Origin of the sequence: Delftia acidovorans SPH-1 (assembly GCF_000018665.1) — a bacterium.
Lineage (GTDB): Bacteria > Pseudomonadota > Gammaproteobacteria > Burkholderiales > Burkholderiaceae_C > Comamonas > Comamonas acidovorans.
The window spans coordinates 1,973,707-1,992,963 of record NC_010002.1; the positions used below are offsets into that span (position 1 = coordinate 1,973,707).

19 protein-coding genes are annotated in these 19,257 nt (G+C 69.6%); 8 read left to right on the forward strand and 11 right to left on the reverse strand.

Annotated features, from left to right (window positions below):
* Positions 1-192 precede the first annotated feature (192 nt).
* The 10 genes from DACI_RS08835 to DACI_RS08880 all read right to left on the reverse strand — a co-directional run bounded on the left by DACI_RS08835 (position 193) and on the right by DACI_RS08880 (position 10,914).
* Positions 193-1,503 (reverse strand): acyl-CoA dehydrogenase family protein, encoded by a 1,311-nt coding sequence (locus DACI_RS08835; RefSeq protein WP_012203702.1) that lies wholly within the window; start codon positions 1,501-1,503, stop codon positions 193-195.
* A 152-nt stretch (positions 1,504-1,655) separates the two neighbouring features.
* Complete coding sequence (locus tag DACI_RS08840) at positions 1,656-3,020, reverse strand: LLM class flavin-dependent oxidoreductase (protein ID WP_012203703.1); 1,365 nt, start codon at positions 3,018-3,020, stop codon at positions 1,656-1,658.
* A gap of 25 nt (positions 3,021-3,045) precedes the next feature.
* A complete protein-coding gene (locus DACI_RS08845; RefSeq protein ID WP_012203704.1) occupies positions 3,046-3,870 on the reverse strand; it encodes a MetQ/NlpA family ABC transporter substrate-binding protein in 825 nt (274 codons plus the stop codon).
* 25 nt (positions 3,871-3,895) lie between these two features.
* On the reverse strand, positions 3,896-5,173 hold the full coding sequence (locus tag DACI_RS08850) for an SfnB family sulfur acquisition oxidoreductase (RefSeq protein WP_012203705.1): 1,278 nt from the start codon (positions 5,171-5,173) through the stop codon (positions 3,896-3,898).
* A 5-nt stretch (positions 5,174-5,178) separates the two neighbouring features.
* Entirely contained in the window at positions 5,179-6,471 is a 1,293-nt protein-coding gene (locus DACI_RS08855; RefSeq protein WP_012203706.1) for an SfnB family sulfur acquisition oxidoreductase, read from the reverse strand.
* An 83-nt stretch (positions 6,472-6,554) separates the two neighbouring features.
* Entirely contained in the window at positions 6,555-7,217 is a 663-nt protein-coding gene (locus DACI_RS08860) for a methionine ABC transporter permease (protein WP_012203707.1), read from the reverse strand.
* Positions 7,189-8,382 carry a methionine ABC transporter ATP-binding protein gene (locus DACI_RS08865; protein WP_012203708.1) on the reverse strand — a complete coding sequence of 398 codons (1,194 nt, stop codon included), beginning with the start codon at positions 8,380-8,382 and terminating at the stop codon, positions 7,189-7,191. The genes DACI_RS08860 and DACI_RS08865 overlap by 29 nt, the downstream gene beginning before the upstream one ends.
* A 23-nt stretch (positions 8,383-8,405) precedes the next feature.
* A complete protein-coding gene (locus tag DACI_RS08870; RefSeq protein ID WP_012203709.1) occupies positions 8,406-9,212 on the reverse strand; it encodes a MetQ/NlpA family ABC transporter substrate-binding protein in 807 nt (268 codons plus the stop codon).
* A 46-nt stretch (positions 9,213-9,258) separates the two neighbouring features.
* Positions 9,259-10,074: a MetQ/NlpA family ABC transporter substrate-binding protein gene (locus DACI_RS08875; RefSeq protein ID WP_034390727.1), complete on the reverse strand. Its 816-nt coding sequence runs from the start codon at positions 10,072-10,074 to the stop codon at positions 9,259-9,261.
* Positions 10,075-10,341: 267 nt separating this feature from the next.
* On the reverse strand, positions 10,342-10,914 hold the full coding sequence (locus DACI_RS08880; protein ID WP_012203711.1) for a MarR family winged helix-turn-helix transcriptional regulator: 573 nt from the start codon (positions 10,912-10,914) through the stop codon (positions 10,342-10,344).
* Between the two features lie 141 nt (positions 10,915-11,055).
* Between DACI_RS08880 and DACI_RS08885 the strand changes: the two genes are divergently transcribed.
* The 4 genes from DACI_RS08885 (at position 11,056) to DACI_RS08900 (ending at position 13,963) form a co-directional block, all read left to right on the forward strand.
* Positions 11,056-11,514, forward strand: coding sequence for a VOC family protein (locus DACI_RS08885; RefSeq protein WP_012203712.1), 459 nt, complete (start codon positions 11,056-11,058; stop codon positions 11,512-11,514).
* Between the two features lie 39 nt (positions 11,515-11,553).
* Positions 11,554-12,240, forward strand: coding sequence for a flavin reductase family protein (locus DACI_RS08890; RefSeq protein WP_012203713.1), 687 nt, complete (start codon positions 11,554-11,556; stop codon positions 12,238-12,240).
* A gap of 10 nt (positions 12,241-12,250) precedes the next feature.
* Positions 12,251-13,054: a 2-oxo-hept-4-ene-1,7-dioate hydratase gene (gene hpaH / locus DACI_RS08895; RefSeq protein ID WP_012203714.1), complete on the forward strand. Its 804-nt coding sequence runs from the start codon at positions 12,251-12,253 to the stop codon at positions 13,052-13,054.
* A gap of 138 nt (positions 13,055-13,192) precedes the next feature.
* On the forward strand, positions 13,193-13,963 hold the full coding sequence (locus DACI_RS08900) for an SDR family oxidoreductase (RefSeq protein WP_012203715.1): 771 nt from the start codon (positions 13,193-13,195) through the stop codon (positions 13,961-13,963).
* A gap of 18 nt (positions 13,964-13,981) precedes the next feature.
* Here DACI_RS08900 and DACI_RS08905 read toward each other — a convergent pair whose 3' ends face one another.
* On the reverse strand, positions 13,982-14,989 hold the full coding sequence (locus DACI_RS08905; RefSeq protein ID WP_043781003.1) for an AraC family transcriptional regulator: 1,008 nt from the start codon (positions 14,987-14,989) through the stop codon (positions 13,982-13,984).
* A gap of 192 nt (positions 14,990-15,181) precedes the next feature.
* Here DACI_RS08905 and DACI_RS08910 point away from each other — a divergent pair, with 192 nt between their 5' ends.
* The 4 genes from DACI_RS08910 to DACI_RS08925 are packed head-to-tail and all read left to right on the forward strand — an operon-like array spanning position 15,182 to position 19,143.
* Entirely contained in the window at positions 15,182-15,973 is a 792-nt protein-coding gene (locus tag DACI_RS08910) for an SDR family oxidoreductase (RefSeq protein ID WP_012203717.1), read from the forward strand.
* A gap of 36 nt (positions 15,974-16,009) precedes the next feature.
* Positions 16,010-17,305, forward strand: coding sequence for a styrene monooxygenase/indole monooxygenase family protein (locus DACI_RS08915; RefSeq protein ID WP_012203718.1), 1,296 nt, complete (start codon positions 16,010-16,012; stop codon positions 17,303-17,305).
* 14 nt (positions 17,306-17,319) lie between these two features.
* Positions 17,320-17,847 (forward strand): flavin reductase family protein, encoded by a 528-nt coding sequence (locus tag DACI_RS08920; protein ID WP_012203719.1) that lies wholly within the window; start codon positions 17,320-17,322, stop codon positions 17,845-17,847.
* A 60-nt stretch (positions 17,848-17,907) separates the two neighbouring features.
* Entirely contained in the window at positions 17,908-19,143 is a 1,236-nt protein-coding gene (locus DACI_RS08925) for a dienelactone hydrolase family protein (protein ID WP_012203720.1), read from the forward strand.
* Positions 19,144-19,257 lie beyond the last annotated feature (114 nt).

The window sequence follows — 19,257 nt, forward strand, 5'->3', positions numbered from 1 at the left end:
GATGCCTTCATTACAGGGCCGAACGCCGGTATGGCGAAAGAAACTTAACGCATTTGCTTATCGGTTTGGGTGCCTTGGCAAGTGCTTGTTTCTGAAAGGAATTTTGTGGCGCATGGCATGTGCTAATGCGTTCTGGCGATATGGGCACGGCCGTTGCGCCCGTCCCTGCGCAGCGCGGCCGCGCAAGGGCCTTCAGCCCGCCACTGCCGCCACGCCCGCCACTCCCACGTGCCAGTAGTAGATGGGGTCGGCGCCGTTGAGCAGGATGTCGCCCGCCGAGCGGGCCTTGTACAGCACGGGGTTGTGCGAGGCCAGGGTGCGCGCATTGCGCCAGTGGCGGTCCAGTGCCAGGTCTTCGGACAGGGCGCTGGAGCCGCCCACCTCGAACAGCCGCGCGGCCGCCTGCAGCACGGGATCGACCACGGCCACCTGGGCCTGGGCCGTGCGCAGCTCCAGGGCATGCAGCTGCTGCAGCGGCACCTCGCGCCCGGCCTCGCGCTCGCGCGCGATGCGGCCCAGCTCGGCGGCCACGTCGGCCACGGCCAGGCCTGCGATGTAGGCCGTGCCGGCCAGCTGGCCGACGATGTGCTGCACCAGCGGATCGTCCTTGGGCAGGGTGGCGCTGCCGTGGCTGAACACGCGGCGGCGCGCCTGCACATAGGCGATGGCATCGCGCTGCAAGGCCCGGGCAATGCCGGCCAGGGTGGCCAGGTGGGCCAGCTGGAAATAGGCCACCAGGGGCGTGGGCTGGGCGCGCGGGAAGCGGATCACGGCGTCGTCGGGTACGCGCACCTGGCTGAGCACGGTGGTGCCCGAGCCGGTCAGGCGCTGGCCAAAGCCGCGCCAGTCATCGAAGCGCTGCACGCCGGCCTCCGAGGTGGGCACGACGGCGTGCACGGTCTGGTCTTCCTTGCCCGGCTCCACCGCGCGCGCCACCACGGTCACCCAGTCGGCATACAGCGTGCCCGTGCTGTAGAACTTGCGCCCGTCCAGCCGCCACCAGCCGGGCTGCGCATCGGGCACCAGGGTGGTCTGCAGCGTGCCCAGGGTGCCTGCGCCGACCTCGGTGGTGGCATTGCCGAACACGGCGCCGCGCGCGGCCAGCGGCAGCCAGCGGGCCTGGGTGGCGGCATCGCGGTCGATGAGCACGCGGTCCAGAAAGCCGAAGTGCGGGCGCAGGATCTGGGCGACGTTGGAGTCGGCCTCGGCCAGCTCGGTCCACAGCGCGAACAGCTGCTCCACGCTGGCGCCGGCCCCGCCAAGGCGGCGCGGCACGCGCAGCGCGGTGAAGCCGCTGTCACGCAGCCAGGCGATGGGTTCATGGGCCAGGCTGCGCGTGCGTTCGCGCTCGGCCGCACCCTGGGCGATGCGGTCGAACACAGGGCGAAAGCGCGCCTGCAGGGATGGCAGCGAGGGCGCGTCGGGATCGGCCGGGCCGTCTGTGGTTGGGCCGGGCGCCGCGTAGGCCGCAGGCTCGGTGGCGCAGGGGAGGGTGGTGGTCATGGCTTTGCAAATTCAAAGGCCCGCCAACCCGGCCTGCCTGCAAGGCAGGGCCGGGCCACGGGCCGGTGGGGAGAGGGGGGCGAAGGCCTGCAACGCTGCCAGCGCCTTCAACGCCTTCAACGCCTTCAACGCCTTCAACGCCTTCAACGCCTTCAACGCCGCCAGCGCGCGGCGGCGTGGCTGGCGGGCAGGCGGTCGCCCTGGCCGAACAGGCGCTGGCGCAGCGTGGCGTCCTCGCCGTAGCTGGTGCGGTAGCGGCCCCGGTTCTGCAGCTCGGGCACGACCAGGCGGGCGAAGTCTTCCCAGGTCTCGGGCGCGACGATGCGCGTCAGGTTGAAGCCGTCGATCTCGCCCACGTCGATCCAGCGCTCCAGCTCGTCGGCCACCTGGGACGGGTCGCCCACGATGGTGGCGTAGCGGCTGCCCAGCGTGAACTGCTCCAGCAGCTTGCGCCGCGTGGTCCAGCCCTGCTTCTGCGCGGCCTGGGCCGCCGACTGGATGGCATTGGTGTTGCCGAAGGAGATGGGGTCGTCCAGCCCGTACTGCGCAAAGTCCACGCCGGTGCTGGCGGCAAAGTGGGCCAGCCCGCTTTCCGCGCTGGCGTGGGACAGGTAGTCGGCGTATTTCTCGCGGGCCTCGGCCTCGGTGCGGCCGGGCACCACGGCCACGCCGGCGTAGATCTTGATGTCCTCGGGACGCCGGCCCGCGTCCACGGCGGCCTGGCGCAGCTGGCGCGAGGCCTCGCGCGCGGCCTCGGGCGTGCGCGCGCCGATGAAGATGCCCTCGGCATGCCGGCCCGCAAAGCGCAGCCCGCGCGGCGAGGTGCCGGCCTGGAACAGCACGGGCGTGCGCTGGGGCGAGGGCGCGCTCATGTGGATGGCGTTGGCGCGGTAGAACGGCCCCTCGTGCACCACCGGGTGCACCTTGCCGGGCAGGGCGTGGATGCGCCGCGCCTTGTCGGCGATCACGGCACCCTCTTCCCAGCTGCCTTCCCAGAGCTTGTAGGAAAGCTCCAGGAAGTCGTCTGCCCGGTCGTAGCGGCTGTCGTGCTCGGCCAGGCCGTTCTGGCCCAGTCCGCGCGCGCCGCTGTCCACATAGCCGGTGACGATGTTCCAGCCGATGCGGCCGTTGGTCAGCTGGTCCAGCGTGGTCACGTCGCGCGCGAAGGTATAGGGCTGGTGCGCGCCCACGGTGGCCGTGAGGCCGAAACCGATGTGCCGCGTCACCGCCGCCATGGCCGAGACCAGCAGCCAGGGGTTGTTGACGGGCAGCTGTATGCCTTCGCGCAGGGTCAGGTCCACGCCGCCCTGGTAGACGTCGTAGTAGCCGACCACGTCGGCGATGAAGATGCCGTCGAACAGGCCTTCCTCCAGCACCCTGGCGATGTGGGTCCAGTAGGCCAGCGTGCCGTACTCGGTGGAGCGGTCGCGCGGATGGGTCCACAGGCCGTGGTGTATGTGGCCCACGCAGTTCATGTTGAAGGCGTTGACGTGGATGTGGCGCTTGGCTTGCGTCATGGGGCGGGTCCTGCAGTCCGTTGCGTCAGTTCTTCAACCAGGCCAGGCGGTAGAGCTTCTGGTCGTTCAGGTAGAAGGCGTGGATGGTCTTGCGCACCACGTCGGAGTTTTTGTAGATGTCCAGGAAGCGGGCAATGCGCGGGTCGGCCGCGCGGTCGCTGCGGGCCACGAACTGGATGGCCCAGGAGTCGTCCTCGTAGCTGGTGTAGGCCAGGCCCTTGCTGGCATCGAAGGCCTTGGAGGCGATGATGAAATACGGAAAACCCTGGGCCAGGTCCACGTCGGGCGTGGTGCGCGCCAGCTGCGGGCCTTCGATCTCCACGAACTGCAGCTTCCTGGGGTTGGAGACGATGTCCGCCTGGGTGCCCAGCAGCCCGGTGTCGGGGCGCAGCGTGATCAGGCCCGCGTGCTGCAGCAGGCGCAGGCCGCGGCCCACGTTGACGGGGTCGCTGGCAATGGCCACCTTGGCGCCCGTGGGCAGGTCGGCCAGGGATTTGTGGCGCGTGGAGTACAGGCCCAGGTAGGACAGGATGCCCGCCTGCACGCTGGTGAACTTGAAGCCCTTGCTGCGCGCTGCATTGGCCAGGTAGTTGCTGTTCTGGTAGTAGTTGAGGTCGATGTCGCCCGCGTCCAGCGCCACGTTGGGCGTGGCCCAGTCGGTGAATTCCACCACCTGCACGTCCAGGCCCTGCTTCTTGGCTTCCTTGGCGGCGGCTTCCACCGAGTCCGCGAAGATGCCCGGCACCACGCCGATCTTCAGGGGAGCGGCCAGGGCGCTGCCCGCGAGCAGGGCAGCGCCCAGGAAGGCGGCCAGCCGGGGCCAGAGAGTGGGGGAGGTCGTTGTCATCATTGCATTCCTGTGTCGTTGATAAAGGTCAGAGCGCGCCATGGCGCGGCGGGCGTATGCCGTTGAGCACGTAGTTGCCCACGGCGTGGTATTTCCAGCGCACGGGGTCGTGCAGGGTGTGGGTGCGCGCGTTGCGCCAGAAGCGGTCCAGGCCCTGTCCCGCCAGGGTGGAGGCCGTGCCCGCCAGCTCGAACAGCTTGCTGCCGGCCAGCAGGCTGGCGCTGGTGCTCAGCGCCTTGGCCTGGGCCACGGCCACCGAGGCAGCGGCCACGCTGTCGTCCGTGGGCGTGCGCTGGGCGGCGTCCACGGCCAGGGCCGCGCGGGCCACCAGGGCATCGGCGGCGCGCAGGCGCACGTGGACATTGCCCAGTTGCTGCAGCAGCAGCGGGTCCTGCGTGGCGCTGGCCACGCCCGCGTCCACCCAGGGCCGCGCATGCTCGCGGATGAAGGGCAGGGCGGCCTGCAGTGCGCCGTGGCCAATGCCCGCGTCCAGGGCGGCATGGATGATCTGGGCGAAGGGGCCGATGGTGGTGGGCCGCTCGAAGGAACTGGTGAAGGGCACCACCCATTCGGGCTCCACGCGCACGCGGTCGAACTGCACGGAGCCGCTGCCCGTCACGCGCTGGCCGAAGCCATCCCAGTCGTCGGTGACGGTGACGCCGGCCGCATCGCGCGGGATGAAGACCAGATACATGCGCTCGCCTTGCCCCGGCGCCTCTTCCTGCGCGCTGACCAGGGTGGGAATCCAGTGCGCGAACAGGGCGCCCGTGCAATAGAACTTGCGCCCCTGCACGAACCAGCCGCCGCTGTCGCGCAGCAGCCGGGTGCGGCGCTGGAAGTCGCGGTGGCCGATCTCGGCCAGCGCATTGCCCAGGCGTTCGCCGCGCAGCACACGGTCATAGAAGAAGGCCTTTTGCGCGGGCGATCCGCCCACGCGCAGCACTTCCAGCGAGTAGTAGTGGTTCTGCGGAATGTGGCCGAAGTTGCCATCGGCCGCCGCGATCAGGGCAATGGCCCGCGTCAGCGTGGCCGTGGACACGCCCGCGCCGCCGTACTCCCGGGGAATGGTGATGCCCCACAGGCCGCTCTGGCTGAACTGCTCCACCTCCTGCCAGGGCAGCAGGCGGTCGCGGTCGCGCGCCAGGGCGCCGGGGGCGATGAGGGCGGCAAAACTGCGGGCCGCTTCCAGCGCCTCGGCCTCGCTGCCGATGATGTGGGCGGGCCGGGCGGGAGGCGCGGCGGGCGCGGGCTGGCTGCCCGGCGTGGAGGCCAGGGCCTGCAACTCTTGGGTCGATGTCTGTGTCATGGCGGTCAGTTCCACTGGTGGCGGCGCGGCAGGGCGCCGTTGAGCAGGTAGTTGCCCAGCAGGTGGTATTTCCAGCGCACGGGGTCGTGCAGCGTGTGCACGCGGGCGTTGCGCCAGTGGCGGTCCAGGCGGTGGGCGGCGCGGCTGGCCGAGGAGCCGGCCAGCGCGAACAGGTGCTCGCCGGCCTGCAGCGCGGCCTCGGTGGTGAGGATCTTGGCCTCGGCCACGGCCACCGAGGCCTGGGCGCTGGCCTGCTCGTCCACCGCGCCACCAGCCGCTGCAGCCAGCGCATCCAGCGTGCGCGCGGCCTCCAGCAGCACGGCATGGGCCGCGTCCACCTCGATCTGCAGCTGGCCGACCTCGTGGATGAGGTGGGGATCGTCGCTGGCACGCGCCACGCCGGAGTCCATCCAGGGCCGGCTCTTGTCGCGCACGAAGTCCACCGCGTCGCGCAGCGCGCCCTGGGCAATGCCCGCGTCGATGGAGGCCTGGATCAGCTGCGACACCGGGCCGGACAGCGAGGGCGTGGCCTCGAACTGCCAGGCAGGCACCACGTCCTCGGGCTGTACCTGCACCTGGTCCAGCTGCACGCTGCCGCTGGCCGTGGTGCGCTGGCCGAAGGAGTCCCAGTCGTCGAACACGGTCACGCCCGGCGCATCGCGCCGCACCCAGACCTGCACGATGCAGCCTTCCTCGTCCTGGGCGCGAAACGGCACCCAGTGCGCAAATGCCGAGCCCGTGGAGTAAAAGCGCGTGCCGCTGACGCGCAGGCCGCCTGCGGCATCGCGCGACAGGCGCGCCGTGGCCTCCAGCACATGGGCCGCGCGCCCCTTGCGCTCCGGCCCGGCATTGCCCAGGCGGTGGCCGGCCAGCACGTCGGCGAACCATCGGCGCTTCTGGGACTCGCTGCCCATGTCCCGCAGGTTCTGCAGCACGGCGAAATGGTTCTGCGGAATCTGGCCCAGCGAAGGGTCTGCCGCGCACAGCGTGACGAAGACCTGGGCCAGCGTCTCGTAGGAAGCGCCCAGGCCGCCGTAGGCGCGGGGCACGGTGATGGCGCCCAGCCCGCTGGCCGTGTAGCGCTCGATTTCCTGCCAGGGCAGGCGCCGCTCATGGTCGCGGGCGGCTGCGTCCACGCGCCATTCATCGGCCAGGGTCTGGGCGGCCTGCAGGGCCTCGGCCTCGCTGGTGATGCGGTGCGGGGTGGAGGGCGGCAGGGGAAGGCGCCGCAGCGCCCCGCCCGGGGTGTGGTGTGTGTTGCCGGGCAAGGCTGCGCCCAGGGCATCCGGTGTGGTCATTCCGTGCCTCGTTGCTGAGTCGGTGGGGAGAGGGCCGCCAGGCGGCGGCCCCGGAGGGAAAGGCGTGGTGCCTGTTTTCAGCGTCAGCGGCTGCGCAGCCGGCGCACGTAGCGGTCGCCCAGCACCTGGACCACGGTGACCAGCGCGATCAGCACGGCAATCACCAGCAGCATCACCTGGGTGTCGAAGCGCTGGTAGCCGTAGCGGATGGCCAGGTCGCCCAGGCCGCCCGCGCCCACGGCGCCGGCCATGGCCGAGGAACTGATCAGCGCCACCAGGGTGATGGTGAAGCCGCCCACGATGCCGGGCAGGGCCTCGGGCAGGTAGACGTGGCGCACGATGTCCCACTTGCGGCAGCCCATGGCCTGGGCGGCTTCGATGAGGCCGGGATCGACCTCGCGCAGGCTGACCTCGACGATGCGCGCGAAGAACGGCGTGGCGCTGATGGCCAGCGGCACGATGGCCGCCCACACGCCGATGGTGGTGCCCGTCACCAGCCGCGTGAACGGGATCAGCGCCACCAGCAGCACGATGAATGGCGTGGCACGGAAGCCGTTGATCACGCTGCCCAGCGCACGGTGCGTGCGCGGCGAGGCCAGGAAGCCGCCGGGCGCGGTGACGATGAGCAGCACCGCCAGCGGAATGCCCGCCGCCAGCGCGATGCCGCCCGAGACGCCGACCATCATCAGCGTGTCGGCCAGCGCGTTGCCGTAGCGCTCAATGGGAATGGACAGATTCAGCGACATATCCGAGATCCTTGATGTCATGCGCAATGGCCGCCGGGCCCTGCGTCAATGTGTGCCAGTCATGCGCGGCCGTGCCGCCGCCCAGCGCGATCAGCAGCTGCCCCTGGGCATGGCCCTGGATGCGGTCCACGCCGCCATGCAGCAGGCGCACCCGGCCGCCCAGGGCCTGGGCGATGCGCGGGAAGTCGGGCTCCAGCCCGTCCTCGCCGCGGTAGGTCAGCTGCAGGATGCGTTCGTGGCGGCCTGCGGGCGCGTCGGGCAGCAGGCGCTGGCGCAGGTCGTCGGGCAGGCCGTGCTGCAGCGGTGCCAGCAGGGCGCGCGTGGCCGGGTGCTGCGGGTTGCCGAAGACCTTCCAGACCTCGCCCAGCTCGGCGATGCGGCCCTGCTCCAGCACCAGCACGCGGTCGGCGATCTCTCGGATCACGCTCATCTCGTGCGTGATCAGGACGATGGTGATGCCCAGCTTGCGGTTGATGGTGCGCAGCAGCTCCAGGATGGACTGCGTGGTCTCGGGGTCCAGGGCCGAGGTGGCCTCGTCGCACAGCAGGATCTCGGGGTCGGTGGCCAGGGCGCGGGCAATGCCCACGCGCTGCTTTTGCCCGCCCGACAGCCGGCTCGGATAGGTGCCAGCCTTCTCCTGCAGGCCCACCAGGGCCAGCAGCTCTTTCACCCGCGCATCGATGCGTGCGCGCGGCAGGCCCGCCACCTGCAGGGGCAGGGCCACGTTGTCATGCACCGTCTTGGCCGACAGCAGGTTGAAGTGCTGGAAGATCATGCCGATGCGCCGGCGCAGCTGCACCAGTTGCGATTCGTCCAGCGTGCCGATGTCCACGCCATCGACCCGCACCTGGCCGCTGCTGGGCTGCTCCAGCCGGTTGATGGTGCGCAGCAGGCTGGACTTGCCCGCGCCGCTGCGCCCGATGATGCCGAAGATGCTGCCCGGGGCGATCTCCAGGCTGATCGCGTCCAGCGCCTGTACGGGCCCGGCCGAAGACTGGTAGGTCTTGGCCACGCCGCTGAAGGCCACGGCGCCGGGTCCACGGATGGATTCCCGCGTGGTGCCGGCCGCTGCCGATGAGCGCCTGCCCGCGTCATGGGCCGGCCTGTCCGCCTCGTGGGCCGGCCTGTCCGCCAGGGGCTGCCTGGCTGCAATGCTGGTTGACATGGCTGAAGTCCTCCCCTTGCCGCTCAGGGCTTGACCCAGGCCAGGTTGTACAGGCGCTTGTCGTTGGAGAAGGCGCGCTGGGCCTCGGCCTTCACCGCATCGGAGTTCTGGTAGATGCGGATGAACTTCTGCACCACGGGGTCCTGCGTGCGGCTGGCCTTGACCACGAACTGGATGGAAAAGCGCGCATCCTCGATGCCCGAATACGCAAGCCCGCTGGACGGATCGAAGGCCTTGGCCGCCACGATGAAGTGCGGGTAGCCCTGGGCGATGTCCACGTCGCCCGTGATGCGCACCAGCTGCGGCCCCTCGACCTCGACGAAGCTGAGCTTCTTGGGGTTCTCGACGATGTCGTCCAGGCTGCCCAGGTAGCCCACGCCGGGCTTGAGCTTGATCAGCCCCACCTTCTGCAGCAAGAGCAGGCCGCGCCCCTGGTTCACGGGGTCGTTGGCAATACCCACCTTGCCGCCCTGCGGCACCTGGGCGATGGACTTGTGCTTGAGCGAGTACAGGCCCACGTTGGCCAGGATGCCCGTGCCCGCGCTGGCCAGCTTGTAGCCGTTCTTCTGGATGGCGTTGTCCAGGAAGGGCTGGTGCTGGAAGTAGTTGATGTCCAGGTCGCCCGAGTCCACGGCCACGTTGGGCGTGGTCCAGTCGGTGAACTCCACCACCTGCACATCGATGCCCTGGGCCTTGGCCTCCTTGGCGGCCACGGCCACCGAGTCGGCGTAGGCGCCGGGCACCACGCCGATGCGCAGCTTGTCGGCAGCATGGGCGGAGAACAGGGCCAGGGCGGCCAGCGGGGCGATCAGGGCACGGGAAAGCTTCATCGGGATCTCCGGAAAAAAGGTTCGAAAAAGACAGGAAGGGGCCGCGTCACGGCTTGCGCCACGGCAGGCTGTACAGCCTGTCGTTGGCGGCGAATGACTTGTGGATCTGCGCCTGCACGGCGCCCGAGGTCTGGTAGATGCGCACGAACTGCGCAATGCGCGGGTCCCGGGCGTTGTCCTGGCGCGAGACGAAGCGGATGGCGTAGTACAGGTCGTCAATGCCCGAATACAGCAGCGCATTGCCGGCCACCTGGGGCCGCCCGGCGTTGACGAAGTGGGCCGGGTAGCCCTGGGCCAGGTCCACATCGTCCAGCGCGCGCACCAGCTGCGGCCCTTCGATCTCGACAAAGCGCAGCTTGCGCGGGTTGGACACGATGTCGTCCAGCCCCGCGCGCGGGCCCTTGCCTTCGCGCAGCTGGATCAGGCCGGCCTTCTCCAGCAGCAGCAGGCCGCGCCCCTGGTTGACGGGGTCGTTGGCCACGCCGACGCGCGCTCCCTCCTTCAGGTCGGCAAAGCGCTGGGTCTTGAGCGAGTACAGGCCGATGTTGGGCAGCAGGCCCGTGGCCACGCTGGTGAAGGCATAGCCGCGCTCGCGGATGGCGTTGTCCAGGAAGGCCTGGTGCTGGAAGTAGTTGAGGTCGATGTCGCCGGCCGCCAGCGCCGTGTTGGGCGTGGTCCAGTCGGTGAACTCGATGACCTGCACGTCCAGCCCCTGGGCGCGCGCCTCCTTGGCGGCGACCTCCACGGAGTCGGCCAGCGAGCCGGGCGTGACGCCTATTTTCAGCGCGGCGGCGGCCGCAAGGCCGGGCAGCGCCAGCGTGGCGGCGAGCGACCAGAGCAATGTGTTTCTGCGCGTGGGCAAGGCGTGGTTCCTCCAGCTCGGCCAGGCCCGGCGCCGGCGCCCACATGGCGCCTGCCGGCATGGCCTCTGAAGGCATTGCAACACCCGGCCCCGGCGCGCACCACGACGGAATTCACATTTCCTTATAGCGAGCCATGCGCGGCGCAAGGCATTGATCGCAAAGGAAATTTTGCACAGGCAAGATTGAGCTTATGCCCGCGCGAAATATGGCACCGTGCCGGCTGCGCAGGCTTGCGGCAGCCAGGGCGGCCTGCCGCGCTCCCAGGCTCAAGCGCCCTCTTGCGCCTTCATCCTCGTCCAGGCCTTGAAGAGGATGGACTGCAGGCTGGCACGCTCGCCCTCGTCCAGGTAGTCGACCAGGGACTCGCACATGCGCCAGAAGGCCGGCAGCGCGCGGGCCAGCACCTCGCGGCCCTGGTCGGTGAGCGCCAGGTCGAAGCTGCGGCGGTCTTCCTGGCTGAGGCTGCGCGCCAGCAGCGAGCGCTTTTCCAGCCAGTCCAGCAGGCCCGTCACCGACGAGCGCGTCACGCCGACGTAGCTGGCGATATAGGACGGCGTGACCACCGTGTCGCCCAGCAGCCCGCGCTCGGCCAGGCCGAAGATCATGAGCACGTCGAGCTTGCTCTCGGACAGGCCGAACGCCTGCAGCGATGCGTTGGCGCGCTGCTCCACATCGTCGGCCAGCCACAGCAGCAGCAGGCCCAGACCGGCGGCCGGCGTGTCGGTGCCGGGCTGCGCGGTCTCGGCCATCAGGGCCAGGTGCGGGCGCAGCGCTTCGGGGGCGTTGGCGAGGGGGGTGGATGCGGGGGCCGGTGCGGCAGCGGTCTTGCGCGGACTCATGGGAGTGGATGGAAGCGGGTGAAACCGGGTTGAAGCCGGGAGAAGAAAGGGCGGTTGATTTTACGGCTTTCATATATTACGCTTTATGTATAGTACGTTAAGCGTATTATTTGGCGGCACACAAATCTGCAAGGACATCCCATGCCCATCAAAGTTCTGGAACTCCACCATGTCGGATTCGGCGTCAACCACGCCCAGGCCGACGCCATGCTCGACTTCTACCGCGAAGTGCTGAACCTGCCCCAGGACGCCGCGCGCTGGAAGATCCCCGGCATCTACGGCTCCTGGATCAACCTGCCCAACGGCAGCCAGTTGCACATCCTCGGCAGCGAGGGGCCGTCGCGCTATGCGCAGGGCCCAGGCAAGGACCCCGTGTCCAACCACATCGCGCTGGCCGTGGACGACATCCTCGGCGCCGAGCAGGAGCTGCAGGCGCGCGGCGTCGATTACTTCACGCTGGACAACGTGGCATCGCCCAGCCTCAAGCAGCTGTTCCTGCGCGACCCGGCCGGCAACCTGGTGGAACTGCACCAGTCCAATGCGCGCGCCCCCGGCATCGCCCAGGCCGAGCAGGACGCGGCGCGCGCCGGCAACGAGTGACGCGACGCCCTCCCTTTTTCCCTTCCCCTCCGGATTCCCATGTACTTTGAAATGCAATCGCTCAACAGCGAGCAGCGCAGCAACATCCTGCACTCCCTGGTTCTGCCCCGTCCCATCGCCTGGATCAGCTCGGTGGACGGGGACGGCACGGTCAACGTCGCGCCGTTTTCCTTCTTCAACGCCATGTCGGGCGATCCGCCGCTGCTGTGCGTGTGCATAGGCTCGCGCCAGGGCGTGCTCAAGGACACGGCGCGCAACATCGCGGCCACGGGCGAGTTCGTGGTGAACCTGGTGTCCGAGCCGCTGGCGCGCCGCATGGCGGTGACGGCCATAGAGTTCGGCGCGCAGGTGGACGAGTCGGCCCAGGCCGGCCTGGTCCTGGGCGATGCACGGCGGGTGAAGGCGCCGCGCATCGTGGACAGCCCTGCGTCCTTCGAGTGCCGCGTGCGCCAGATCATCGATATCGACGGCGTGCGCAGCCTGGTGCTGGCCGACGTGCTGGCCGCCCATGTCATGGATGCGGCCGTGGTCGATGGCGAGCTCATGTACTTCGACCCCGCGCCCATGGAGCTGATCGCGCGGCTGCAGAACCCCGGCTGGTATGGCCGCGTGGGCGATGCCTTCCAGATGCCCACGCCCTCGGTGGCGCAGTGGGATGCCATGCAGCGCCAGGGCGTGTCCGACAGCTACCTGGCCTGGGCCGACGATGGCGCCGCCGCGCGCTGAAGGGCCGCCCATGCTTGCGCAACACACCATAGACAGCCTGGCGGCCGAGCTGCACGCCAGCGAAAAAAGCCGCGTGCAGGTCCGGCACTTTTCCCGCCGCCATCCGGACATGACGGTGCAGGACGGCTACGCCATCTCGCGCGCCTGGATGCGGCTCAAGCGCGCCGAGGGCCGCACGGTCAGGGGCCACAAGATCGGCCTGACCTCGCGTGCCATGCAGCAGGCCGTGCAGATCACCGAGCCCGACTACGGCACCCTGCTGGACGACATGTTCTTCGAGCCCGGCGGCGACATTCCCTTTGCGCGCTTCATCGCTCCGCGCGTGGAGGTGGAGCTGGCCTTCGTGCTGGGCCGCACGCTCAAGGGGCCGGGCGTCACCCTGTGCGATGTGCTGGCCGCCGCCGACTGGGTGGTGCCCGCCGTGGAAATCATCGACGCCCGCATCGAGCAAAAGGACCGCGATACCCAGGCCATGCGCACGGTGCGCGACACCATCGCCGACAACGCGGCCAATGCCGGCATCGTCATGGGCGGGCGGCCCGTGCGCCCAGACGCGGTGGACCTGCGCTGGGTGTCGGCGCTGCTGCAGCGCAACGGCGTGATCGAGGAGTCCGGCGTGGCGGCCGCCGTGCTCAACCATCCGGCCACGGGCGTGGCCTGGCTGGCCAACCGGCTCGCGCAATGGGATGAGCAGCTGGACGCAGGCCAGGTGGTTCTGGCAGGCTCGTTCACGCGGCCCGTCACGGCCCAGGCCGGCGACAGCTTCCATGTGGACTACGGGCCGCTGGGCTCCATTGCCTGGCGCTTTGCCTGAGCTTCGTCCGCAGTGCGGCGATGGTGTCGCCTGCGGCACAGTCCGCAGGCCCGGCGCGTCGCCGACAATGCAGCGGCGCCGCCCGCCACCGGTGCGCGGGCGGCGGCTGCAACACATGCACTACAGGATGGACAAGCAATGGAGATGAAGAACGCAAAGACGGCCGTGGTCACGGGCGGAGGAACCGGCGTGGGCAAGGCCGTGGCGCTGGCCCTGGCGGGCGCTGGCTACCAGGTGGTGGTGGCGGGCCGCCGCCAGGCGCTGCTGGATGAGACCTGCGCCGAGGCCCAGGCAAAGTACGGCGCAGGCGAGCGCATGCTGGGCATTGCCACCGATGTCAGCGACCCGGCTGCCGTGGAGCAGCTTTTCGCGCGCACGGTGCAGCGCTTCGGTCGCGTGGACCTGCTGTTCAACAACGCGGGCCGGGGCAATCCGCCAGGCTCCTTCCTGGACTGGACGCCCGAGCAGTGGCGCGAGGTGGTCGATGTCAACCTCAACGGCATGTTCTATTGCCTGCAGCAGGCCTTCCGCACCATGCGCGACCAGTCGCCGCGCGGCGGCCGCATCATCAACAACGGCTCCATCTCCGCGCATGCGCCGCGCCCCAATTCCAGCGCCTACACGGCCACCAAGCATGCCGTCATGGGCCTGACCAAGACCGCTGCGCTCGACGGCCGTGCCTACGACATCGCCGTGGGCCAGATCGATATCGGCAATGCCATGACCGAGCTGGCATCGCGCATGGCCAAGGGCGTGCCCCAGGCCAATGGCGAGATCGCGGTGGAGCCGCTGATCGACGCGGATGTGGTGGGCCAGTCCGTGCTCTACATGGCCAGCCTGCCGCTGGAGGCCAATGTGCTGTTCCACACGGTGATGGCCACCAAGATGCCCTTCGTGGGCCGGGGCTGAACCGGCAAGGGCCGGTCTTCAGGCCTGCACGCGGCGGCTCGCCGTCTCGGACGGGAGCTCGCCGAAGCGGCTGCGGTACTGGGCCGCGAAGTGGCCCAGGTGCAGGAAGCCGTATTTCTGCGCCACGTCGCGCACGCCGGAGCCGGCTGCGGCGCCCGGGCCCTTGGCTGCCTGGAGTTCGGCGCGCACCCGGTCCAGCCGCAGCTGGCGCAGGAAATCCATGGGCCCCATGCCCGCGTGCTGGCGGAAGGCGGCCTGCAGCGTGCGCGCGCTGCAGCCGGCCTCGCGGCAGACATCGGCCAGCGACAGGGGCTGGTCGGCATGGGCCTGCATGTACTCCTGGGCCTTGCGCACGCCGCGCGGCAGCAGGCTGCGCCGGCTGTCCCCGGCCAGTGCGCGGCTGTGGCTGTGCGTGGCCGACATCAGCAGGCTGGTCAGCAGGTATTCCTCCGCATGCTGGGCCAGCGCCTGTGTGGCCTGCAGGGCGTTGCCCGCATCCAGCGTGTGCCGCAGGCAGTCGATGAAATGCACCAGCGGTGCCAGCGCCGGCTGGTCCAGCGGCACGCCCAGATCGAACACCAGGGGCCGGCCTGCGGGCGCCTGCAGCAGCGCCTCCAGCCGCGCCACCAGGGCCGGGCGGGCCATGCGCACGATCAGGTGCGGGCTGTCGTCGGCCCAGCGCATGGACAGCGGCTCGGTCGGCGAGCGCAGGGAGGCCAGGCGCGGCGTGGCATCCACCTGCTGCGCGCCGCAGCGGATCTCGGCACTGCCGCGCAGGGGAATCTGCAGCAGGAAGAAGTCCCGCAGGTAGCCGGGCTCGATGTGCACGCCGGGACCGTACTGCACATAGTTCAGGCTGACGTTGCGGGAAAGCGGCGCGCTGTGGTGGCAGGCGTCCAGCTCGGCGCGCGGGCGCAGCATGCCCAGGCCATGCGGACAGAAGACGCGCGCCACGCTTTCGCGGGCCTCGTCCATGTCGTGGCTCTCGAAAAGCCGGTAGCGCTGCAGCGGCAGCGGTGTGTGCATGGCGTGTTCCATAGGCTGGGCAGAACGTAGCAAAAACCACCCGCTCCCACAATTCGGACCATTCCCCGGGAGCCAATTTCTGCGCGCCAGGGACAGTGCCTGCGCTTGCCGGATGCCTGCGCGGCCCGGCCCCCCGTAACGTGTGCTGCACAGGCCAGCCCGGCCTGGCATCCACACGGGAGAACAAGCGTCATGTTCAAGGGACTCGAAGGCAAAAGCGCCATCGTCACCGGCGGCTCCACCCTGATAGGCGCCGGCGTGGTGCGTGCGCTGCACGCGGCCGGCGTGAAGGTGGTCATTGCCGACATCGATGCCGACAACGGCCAGGTGCTGGCCGATGCGCTGGGCGAGGGCGCGCTTTTCGTGCGCACCGACATCACCGACGACGCGCAGGTCGCCGCCTGCGTGCAGCAGGCGTGCAGCCGGCACGGCGGCGTGCACATCCTGGTCAACCTGGCCTGCTCGTATGTAGACGAAGGCCTGCAGTCGCCGCGTGCCGACTGGCTGGCCTCGTTCAACGTGAATGTGGCCAGCGCCGTGGCCATGCTGCAGGCCGTGCACCCGCACATGGTGGCTGCCGGTGGCGGGGCCGTGGTGAACTTCACCAGCATCTCCTCCGAGGCCGCGCAGACCGGGCGCTGGCTCTACCCGGCCAGCAAGGCGGCCATGAAGCAGCTCACGCGCAGCATGGCCATGGACCTGGCGGCCGATGGCATCCGCGTCAACAGCGTCTGCCCGGGCTGGACTTGGTCGGCGGTGATGGACCGGCTCAGTGGCGGCGACCGCGCCAAGACCGACCGCGTGGCCGCGCCCTTTCACCTGCTGGGCCGCGTGGGCGATCCGCACGAGGTGGCGCAGGTGGTGCTGTTCCTGTGCTCGGACCATGCCAGCTTCGTGACCGGGGCCGACTACGCGGTGGACGGCGGCTACGGCGCCATGGGGCCCGAGCGGGCCGTGGCCGCCATCCCCCAATTGATGGACTAGCACGCAGTACGGACACGGAGCCGCAAGGAGACATCCATGAAGAAAATCGCCATCGTCGGAGCCGGCCAGTCGGGCCTGCAACTGGGCCTGGGCCTGCTGGCCGCGGGCCATCAGGTCACGATACTGAGCAACCGCACGGCGCAGGACATCGCCCAGGGCCGGGTCATGTCCAGCCAGTGCATGTTCGACAGCGCGCTGCAGATAGAGCGCGGCCTGGGCCTGGACCACTGGTCGCGCGAATGCCCGGTGGTCGAGGGCATCGGCCTGTGCGTGCCGCACCCTGGGCAACACGGCGAGAAAGCGGCCGGCAAGGCCATCGACTGGGCCGCGCGGCTGAACGCGGGCGCGCAGTCCGTGGACCAGCGCCTGAAGATCCCCGCATGGATGGACGACTTCCGCCGCCAGGGCGGCGAGCTGGTGCTCAAGGACGCGGGCATCGCCGAGCTGGAGGAATGCACGCGCAGCCATGACCTGACCCTGGTCGCCAGCGGCAAGGGCGAGATATCGAGGCTGTTCGAGCGCGATGCCCACCGCTCGCGCTTCGACCAGCCCCAGCGCGCGCTGGCGCTGACCTATGTGACGGGCATGAAGCCGCGCGAGCCGTTCTCCGCCGTGTCCTTCAACCTGCTGCCGGGCGTGGGCGAGTATTTCGTGTTCCCTGCGCTGACGACCACGGGCCCCTGCGAGATCATGGTGTTCGAGGGCGTGCCCGGCGGTCCCATGGACTGCTGGGGCGATGTGAAGACACCGGAGCAGCACCTGGAGCGCAGCCGCTGGATCCTCGACACCTTCGTGCCCTGGGAGGCCGAACGCTGCCGCGACATTGCGCTGACCGATGACAACGGCATCCTCGCGGGCCGCTTCGCCCCCACGGTGCGCAAGCCCGTGGCCACGCTGCCGTCGGGGCGCAAGGTGCTGGGCATGGGCGACGTGGTGGTGCTCAACGACCCCATCACGGGCCAGGGCTCCAACAACGCGGCCAAGTGCGCCGACACCTATCTGCGCAGCATCCTGGCGCGCGGCAATGGTGACGGTAGTGGCGACGGCAATGGCGCATTCGACGCCGCCTGGATGCAGCAGACCTTCGACCGCTACTGGTTCGGCTATGCGCAATGGGTCACGCAGTGGACCAACATGCTGCTGGCGCCACCGCCGCCCCATGTGCTCAAGCTGCTGGCCAGCGCGGGCACGCTGGCACCGCTGGCCAGCGCCTTTGCCAACGGGTTCGATGACCCGCGCACCTTCTTCCCCTGGTTCGCGGACGCGGGCGAGGCGGACCACTACATCGACAGCTGCGCGGCCATCGCCGCCATGGCAGCCGTCCCCGCCTAGCCGCAGAGGCCGCCATGAGCACATGCGACACCCCGGCCACCGCCACGGCCTGCTCCTTCGATCCGCGCGAGCTGCGCAAGGCCTTCGGCCAGTTCACCACGGGCGTGACCGTCATCACCACGCGCGCGCCGGACGGGCGGCGCGTGGGCATGACGGCCAACTCGTTCTCCTCGGTCTCGCTGGACCCGCCGCTGGTGCTGTGGAGCCTGGCGCGCCAGGCGCCCAGCGTCTGCGATTTCCAGGGCGCCAGCCATTTCGCCATCCACGTGCTGGCTGCGGGCCAGCATCCGCTGTCGCGGCGCTTTTCCACGCCGCAGCAGGACAAGTTCGTCGGCCTGGACTGCGCGGAAGGCCCGGCCGGCGTGCCCCTGATCGATGGCGTGCTGGCCCGCTTCGTCTGCCGCAACGTCCGGCAATACGATGGCGGCGACCACCTCATCTTCATCGGCCAGGTCGAGCGCTGCGAACGCTTCGACGGCGAGCCCCTGGCCTTTCACGCGGGCTACTATCAGGTGACGGTGCGGCACCCCCAATGCGTATGACGGGTCATGAAAAAAGCGGCACCGCAGCTTTCCCCACCCTTTGAAACGGAGACACCCCCCATGCAGCAGAAAGAATCCCCGGCCAGCCGCCATGTGCGCATCAACGCGCTGGACGGCAGCGGCAGCTTCAACGCCTACCTGGCCGTGCCGGCCTCGGGCAGCGGCCCCGGCCTGGTGCTGGCGCAGGAGATCTTCGGCGTCAACGCCACCATGCGCGAGGTGGCCGACTACTACGCCGAAGAAGGTTACGTGGTGCTGGTGCCCGACCTGTTCTGGCGCCAGCAGCCCGATGTGGAGCTGGGCTACACGCCGGCGGACTGGGAGCGCGCCTTCGGCTTCTACAAGGGATTCGACGAGGCCCTGGGCGTGCAGGACATACAGGCCTGCCTGAACGCCCTGCGCCAGCGCCCCGAGGTCACGGACGGCAAGGCCGGCGTGCTGGGCTTTTGCCTGGGCGGCAAGCTGGCCTACCTGGCCGCCTGCCGCACCGATGCCGATGCGGTGGTCGGCTACTACGGCGTGGGCATCGAGGCGGCGCTGGACGAGGCCGAGCGCATCCGCTGCCCGCTCACCCTGCATGTGGCCGAGCTCGACGCCTTCTGCCCGCCCGAGGCGCGCCAGCGCATCGTCCAGGCGCTGGGCGGGCGCCCCGGCGTGGCCGTGCATGTCTATCCGGGCGTGGACCATGCCTTCGCGCGCAAGGGCGGCGACCATTTCCACCGCGCCTCGGCCCTGATGGCGCACGAGCGCAGCATTGCCACGCTCAAGTCCGCCATCGGCCCGCACTTCGACCTGGCCGCGCTGTGGGACAAGCACTGCGAGTACGAGTTCGCCACGCGCAACGTGGACGACACCATGGCCACCATGGTGGCCGAGCCCTATGTGAACCACATTCCCACCATGACCGGCGGCGTGGGCTTCAGCAACCTGCACGCCTTCTACACGAACCACTTCGTCAACAGCAATCCGCCCGATACGTCGCTTACCCCGATTTCACGCACCGTGGGGGCCTCGCAGGTGGTGGACGAGATGCTGTTCTGCTTCACGCACACCACCGAGATTCCGTGGATGCTGCCCGGCGTGCGGCCCACGGGGCGGCGCGTGGAGATCCCGCTGCTGGCCGTGGTCAAGTTCCGGGGCGACAAGCTCTACCACGAGCACATCTACTGGGACCAGGCCAGCGTGCTGGTGCAGGTGGGCCTGCTGGACCCGGCGCTGCTGCCCGTGGCGGGCGTGGAGACGGCCCGCAAGCTGCTGGACGAGACCCTGCCTTCCAACGAACTGCTCAAGCGCTGAGCGCGGCGCGGGCGCATGGGTTTCACCCTGCGCCCGCGGGCGGCCTGCAGGCCGCCAGGACTCTCAGGGTTGCCACCAATGTTGATATGTCAACATTGGTGGATCATGCGGCCA